This window comes from Eggerthella sp. (genome assembly GCF_048329335.1).
In the GTDB taxonomy this organism is placed as follows: Bacteria; Actinomycetota; Coriobacteriia; order Coriobacteriales; family Eggerthellaceae; genus Eggerthella; species Eggerthella lenta.
The window spans coordinates 1-5972 of sequence record NZ_DBFEGU010000038.1; the positions used below are offsets into that span (position 1 = coordinate 1).

At 65.9% G+C, this 5972-nt stretch carries 6 protein-coding genes; all 6 read right to left on the reverse strand.

Annotated elements, in window-relative coordinates; translation table 11 throughout:
* Window positions 1–669: DUF1848 family protein (locus tag ACMO6A_RS01430; RefSeq protein WP_418470677.1), on the reverse strand; the 669-nt coding region annotated here is incomplete at its 3' end.
* Window positions 666–1550 (reverse strand): alcohol dehydrogenase, encoded by an 885-nt coding sequence (locus ACMO6A_RS01435; RefSeq protein WP_009304429.1) that lies wholly within the window; start codon window positions 1548–1550, stop codon window positions 666–668. The genes ACMO6A_RS01430 and ACMO6A_RS01435, both read right to left, overlap by 4 nt.
* Before the next feature lie 157 nt (window positions 1551–1707).
* Window positions 1708–2238 (reverse strand): GNAT family N-acetyltransferase, encoded by a 531-nt coding sequence (locus ACMO6A_RS01440; protein WP_009304430.1) that lies wholly within the window; start codon window positions 2236–2238, stop codon window positions 1708–1710.
* A gap of 70 nt (window positions 2239–2308) precedes the next feature.
* Window positions 2309–3901 (reverse strand): GNAT family N-acetyltransferase, encoded by a 1593-nt coding sequence (locus ACMO6A_RS01445; RefSeq protein WP_009304431.1) that lies wholly within the window; start codon window positions 3899–3901, stop codon window positions 2309–2311.
* A gap of 178 nt (window positions 3902–4079) precedes the next feature.
* The gene (locus tag ACMO6A_RS01450; RefSeq protein ID WP_035578280.1) at window positions 4080–5642 is read right to left on the reverse strand and encodes a GNAT family N-acetyltransferase; all 1563 of its coding nucleotides are present in this window, start codon (window positions 5640–5642) and stop codon (window positions 4080–4082) included.
* A gap of 122 nt (window positions 5643–5764) precedes the next feature.
* A partial coding sequence (locus ACMO6A_RS01455) for a hypothetical protein (RefSeq protein WP_418470678.1) occupies window positions 5765–5972 on the reverse strand: 208 nt, incomplete at its 5' end.

Below are 5972 nucleotides of genomic sequence, written 5' to 3' on the forward strand. Positions count from 1 at the left end.
CTCCACGACAGCGGCATCGATGCACCCTGCTCGAGCCAGCCCCGCATCGTCGAGCGCCCCGTCACCGCAACCGCCCACCTCGATGCCGCGCGCGGCGCCCAGTTCGGCCAGCCGCAGCGCAAGCGCGGCCTTCGCCTCTTCCGGCACTCCGACGAACCCGAGCGCCGCCATGCGACCGGCGATCTTCGGGTACATGTCGAGGAAGCTGATGCGGCAGGTGCGCGTGCTGCCTTCCAACCGCGCCGCGAACGCCTCGAACCACTGCATATGGTGCGCGATGTCGTAGGCGCCTCCCAACAGGATAGGGCTGTAGCGCCACACCACGCGATCGGGCCCCAGAGCGTCAGCAAGCGAGCGGAACGTTTCCAGCAGCCGCGCCTTGCGGGGCAGGCCCGCCTCCACGTCGGCACCGTAGGCGTTGAGCGTGAACTGCACGAAATAGGGCGATGGGCAGACGCGATCCAGTTCGGTTTTGCGCGCGAGCAGCACGGAAGGATCCTTCGTCCAGAACGCGACGCAATCCACCGTGTCCGGAGACAGGATCACACGGCTCACCCGAGTGCGCACCGCCGGGTTGCGCACGAGCGCGAAGCCCTCTTCGAACCGTCCGAGCAGCCAGTCGAAATGAAACCGCGGGATGTCGGTTCGTCTCGATGCGCTGACGATCACAGCTCTTCGATGACCTTCGCCGACACAACGTTGCTGGGGGAGATGAGGATGGTGCCGACCTTGCCCGCCTCGGGAGCGTCCACATAGAAGGTGCCGTCGATGGTTTCGCCCATCACGAACAGGTCCTCGTCTTGAGTCGAGATCACGATGTCGATGCCGGAGGCGTCGTCGACGTAGGCTTTGTCGGGCGTTATGGCCACGATGAAGTCCACCTTGTACTTGACGAAGTACGCCACCTGCTTCTCGATGGCGCGCACCGTGGTGGGGGCGGTCACGCTGAACACGCCGAAGCGATGACCGCCCTTCTTGAGGATGATGCCTTCGCCGTACTGCCCGAGATCGGTCGTGTCCAAGGAGAACACGGTGGCCTTCTTGTCCTCGTAGCTTTTCTGAGCCTCCGCCACCGTCACGGTCGGCTTGGACTTCGCGCTCGTCCCGTTCGAGCGCGCTCCCGCCGCCGCGCTCGCATCCGGTTCCGCTTCGACCGCCGACGAAGCAGCATCCTTTTCGGGAAGCTCCCGCTCGTCCGCTTCCCGTCCGGATTCCTCGCGCTCGGATGGCTTCCCTTCGTCGTCATCGGCGGCAGGATCGAGCTCGTGCGACCCCTTCTCGTCCGAAGAAGCCGAACCAGCAGCCCCCTTCGCGGCCTTTTCCTCCTTCGCCGCTTCCGCCGCCTTCTCGGCTGCCGTCTGCGGCACGGCGGTACCCTCGTACACGATGGCGGTATAGCCGTCCATACTGCCGAACGTGTCGTCGATGTTCGACGCGGCAACATTCCAGGAATGCCCGGCGACCAGGTACCATCCTAAGCCCAGAAGGCTCAGCACGATGAGGGCGGCGAACACCGCCAATGCTATTTTCTCGCGCGATTTGACCGACATAGTGCTCCGTATTATACCCTGTGGCGAGCGGGCGTCCGCCGAAGCGCGCGAGCGACAGAATTTCGACAGGAAGCTGAACGGCACCGCGCCCGAACGGCGCGTTCCCGACAACGACGCCCCTTTCCGGTCGCCAGAATCTCGGAAGAAGCTCGCCTGGCTACACGAACCGCTCGTAAGCGATGCGCTCGGGCGTCCCCCCTTCGGCATGGGCGATGTAGATGATGCCGCACTGCTCATAGCCGGCTTTCGCCAGCAGCTTCCTCATAGGCGCGTTGCCGGGGTGCGTGTCGATGCGGACGCTGGCGCTTCCGTTCGCGCGCGCCAGCTCTTCGGCGCGAGCCAGCAGAAACGTCGCGGCGCCGCGATTCTTCCCGTCGGAAGCCACGGCCACTCGGTGCACCACGCCGTAGCACGGACGCTCGGACGTGCAGGAAGTGAGCCACGAGCCCTCTTCGATGCGATCGTAGTCGCGCTCGCCCGAGAAGCCGATCATAGCGGTGGCAACGATGCGGTCGTCGGCCTCCACCACGTAGGAGTCGCCGCGAGCCGTATCGTCCTCGATGACGGCGCGATGCGGGTAGCCGCCCTGCCATTGGTCGATGCCGAGCGCTGCGAGCGAGGCGCGGCCGTCGGCGAGGATGCTCATGATGCGATCGATGTCGCATGCGCAGGTTCTGCGAAATTGCACAGGAGGTTCTCTTTCTTCTTTGGATACGTTCGCTAAACAGAGGTTGGGTTGGAGCGGCGAAGCCGAAAGGCTACAAGACGCGTTCGAACACGGCTCGGTGTTTGACGCGGCCGAAGCGGGAGCGGATCTCCACGTTGCCGCAGAACTGATAGCCGTACGACAGCAGCAGCTCGCGCATGGGGACGTTGTCCTCGTAGATGTCGCAGCAGATGCTGACCTTCCCGTCGCCCTTGGCGATGCGCTCGGCGGTTCCCAGGATGTAACCGCCCACGCCGCGTCTTCGCGCATCGGACGCCACGGTCACCCAATGCAGCGCCGAGTAGGCGGGGTTGTCGGGCGAGGAGGGCTCCGTGGCCCACTTCGCACCCGTCATGTGCGCATAGGCGGGATCGCCTTGAGGATTGAGCGCGAACATGCCGATGATGCGGCCTTCGTCGGCCGAGGAGCCATCCGCCCTCGAATCGCTCGAGGACGCAACCACGACATAGGTCTTCCCCGCGTCGATGGAACGCATGAGACGGCGCGCGGACGGGTACTTCTTGAGACCTTCCCTTATGCCGAGCGAGGCCATGGCGCGATGACCGCCCTCCAGCAACGCCTTCGCGCGTTCGAAGTCGTCGCGCGTGGCACGGCGCGCCTTGTAGTAGCCCAGCTCGGTGGCGCGCCCTTGGAACGGCGGAAGGTCGTATGCCGCCCCGTCGTACGAGGCCGCGCCGCCGGAGCCCTCTTCGCGCTCGGTGACGAGGAACACCATGCCGATGATCATGGCGCAACCGACGACGTCGACGACGCCCACCGGCGTGCCCAGCCACACCGCCGAGATGACCGTGGCCGACACCGGCTCGACGCAGCCGACGAGACCCGCGCGCACAGGGCCGGCGTCGGTGATGCCCTGGAGGTAGAACAGGTAGGCGGCGAACGTGCCCACGATGATCATGGCGAACATGACCCCGGCAAGCTCGGGCGAAACCTCGACGGGGATGGTCCAGGGCTGCACGGCGACGGTGGCCACCGCGCCGCCGATGAGCATGGCGAGGCCCGTCACGATGAAGCTGCCCCACTTCTCCAGCACCTTGCCGGGAAGCAGCGTGTAGAACGCCAACGCGAACGCCGAGATGATGCCCCAGAACAGGCCTTCCGCAGGAATGGCCAACGAACCGAGGTTGCCCTTCGTGGCGATGAGAACGGTGCCGCCGATGGCGAGCACGAGGCCGGCGGCCTCGCGGATGCGCGGCAGGCGCCGCATGCGCAGGCACACGTACACCATGATGACGATGAGGCCGAGGCGCTCCAGCACGGTGCCGGTGCCCGCGTTCGTGTAGGAGATGGCCGACAGGTAGCTCACCTGGGTCAGAAGCACGCCCAGCAAGGCGAACGCCGCGATGCGCCCGAGCGAGCGCACGTCGCGCAGAGCGGCCAGCAGGTTGCGCGGCTCCCGCACGCCGCACACCACGAGGAAGATGACCGCGGCCAGCAGCAGGCGCACGCAGGTGATCCAGGAAACGGGAACGCCGAAACCGCTGGTCATGAGCTGGGCGCACGTGCCCGAGAAGCCCCAGCAGATGCCGCCGAGAGCCGCGAAGACGATGCCGCGGACCACGTGGTTGCCCGATGCGACGGTACCGCCGCCCTGCCCGGAGCCCGATGCGACCGTCTGACCCACGTTTCCTCCTCTCATCGATCCTGCGCCTCGCGCGGCAGCAAGCCTCTCGGCCGGCGCCACGTTGCATCAGCGCATTGTCGCATGTATGGGCAGCGCGGTAAAGATGTTTTGCAAGAGTTTTGCCCCAGTTTTGGACAGGCGAGCAAAACACCATGTCAAGGGGTGAATACCCCCTCCGTCAACGCAACATTCTCTCGTAGCCCACGCGATGTTTCACACGCCCGAACACGTCTTTGATCGTGATGGTTCCGCAGCGTTCGTACCCGTGCTTCTCAAGCAGGTTCTGCATGGGCCCGTTCAGCTCGTAGACGTCGGCGCGAATGCTGGACCGGCCGCCCGCACGGGCGATCTGGTCGGCCTTGTCGAGGATGAACATGCCGACGCCGCGGCGGCGAGCCGGATAGTCGACGGCCACCCAATGCAGCTCCGCATAGGGCTGCGGTTCGGCCGACGTGTCGGTGAGCCAAGCGCCGTCGATGGGGCGCTCGTAGTTCTTGTCAGGCGAGAAGGACACGGCGAACATCGCGATCATGCGGCCGTGGGCATCCTCGATGACGTGCGTCGTGCCGTTCTTGATGCTGTGCATGAGACGACGCGCCGATGGGTACTTCTTGCTCCGACCCTCGTCTATGCCGAGCTCCGCGAACGTCTGATGCCCGACGTCGAGCAGCGCCGTGGCACGCTCGAAATCATCGCGCGTGGCCGGACGGCTGGTGTAGTAGCCCAGCACCGAAGCGCGGCCTGCGAACAGCGGCGGGTCGTCGTAGGCGTCGGCGAGCGCGCCCTCGCCCTCGGCGGCCTGCTCCGTTTTCGGCTCTCGCTCGGTGACGAGGAAGATCATGATCACGATGAGCGCGCATCCTGCGAGGTCCCAGCCGCTCACCGGCGTATGGAGCCACGCGAGCGCGAGGATCATGGCCGAAACGGGCTCGACGCAGCACAGAAGGCTCGCCTTGACGGGGCCTGCGTCGTTCACGCCCTGCAGATACAGCATGTAGGCTCCCAAGGTGCCCACGATCACGATGGCAACCAGCGCCGCGATGCCGCCGAGCGGCAGGTTCACCGGCATGGTCCACGGCTGCACCACCACCGAGGCGGCCGATCCGCCGAACAGCATGGCAAGGCCCGTCACCAGCATGGAGCCCCACTTCTTCAGCACGCGCACGGGCATGAGGGTGTAGAACGTCAAAGCCACGGCCGACACGAGGCCCCAGGCCAATCCCTCGGCAGGGATGGCGAGCTGGTCGATCTCGCCTTGCGTGGCGATGATCAGCATGCCGCCCAGCGCGAACACGAGGCCTGCCGCCTCGCGAGCACGCGGCAGGCGCTTGGCGCGAACGCACACGTACAGCATGATGAGCACGAGCCCCACCTGCTCGATGGTAGTGCCCACGCCGGCACTCGTGTAAGAGATGGCGTTCAAGTAGCTGAGCTGGGTCAACAGCACGCCGAATATGGCGAACGCCGCGATCTGCGCGAGCGAGCGCCAGTCTCGGAACACCGCTACGAGATCGCGCCAGTTGCGCACCGCGGTAAGGAACAGGAAGAACACGGCGGCGATAACCATGCGCACGCAGGTGATCCACGTGGCGGGAGCGCCGTAGTCGTTCATGAGCAGCTGGGCGCACGTGCCCGAGAAGCCCCAGCAGATGCCGCCCGCAAGCGCGCATACGATGCCGCGCACAACATGACGGTTCCCCGCCGCCGTTTCCGCCACTTGAATCGAACCCTCTTCCCGCATGCTCTCTCCGCCGTCTGCAAAGCGGGCATTGTCGCACGTCCCGCCGACGCGGTAAAGGGGGTTTCGAGAGATCGCCGCAAAACACCAGCAAGCGGTCGAAAAGATCCCTCGGCCTGCGCTCCCTACAGCCGGCCGTCCTCCAGCATCTTCTTCACGAAGGCGCCGGTGTAGCTGCCCTCCACCTGGGCGACCTCCTCGGGCGTGCCCTGGGCCACCACGGTGCCGCCGCGCTCGCCGCCCTCGGGGCCGAGGTCGATGATGCGGTCGGCGCACTTGATGACGTCGAGGTTGTGCTCGATGACCAGCACGGTGTTGCCCGCGTCCACCAGG

Excerpts from the sequence above, each read along its gene's own strand:
- ACMO6A_RS01450 (WP_035578280.1), bottom strand. The coding sequence starts at position 5,642 with ATGCGGGAAGAGGGTTCGATTCAAGTGGCGGAAACGGCGGCGGGGAAC.
- ACMO6A_RS01435 (WP_009304429.1), bottom strand. The coding sequence starts at position 1,550 with ATGTCGGTCAAATCGCGCGAGAAAATAGCATTGGCGGTGTTCGCCGCC.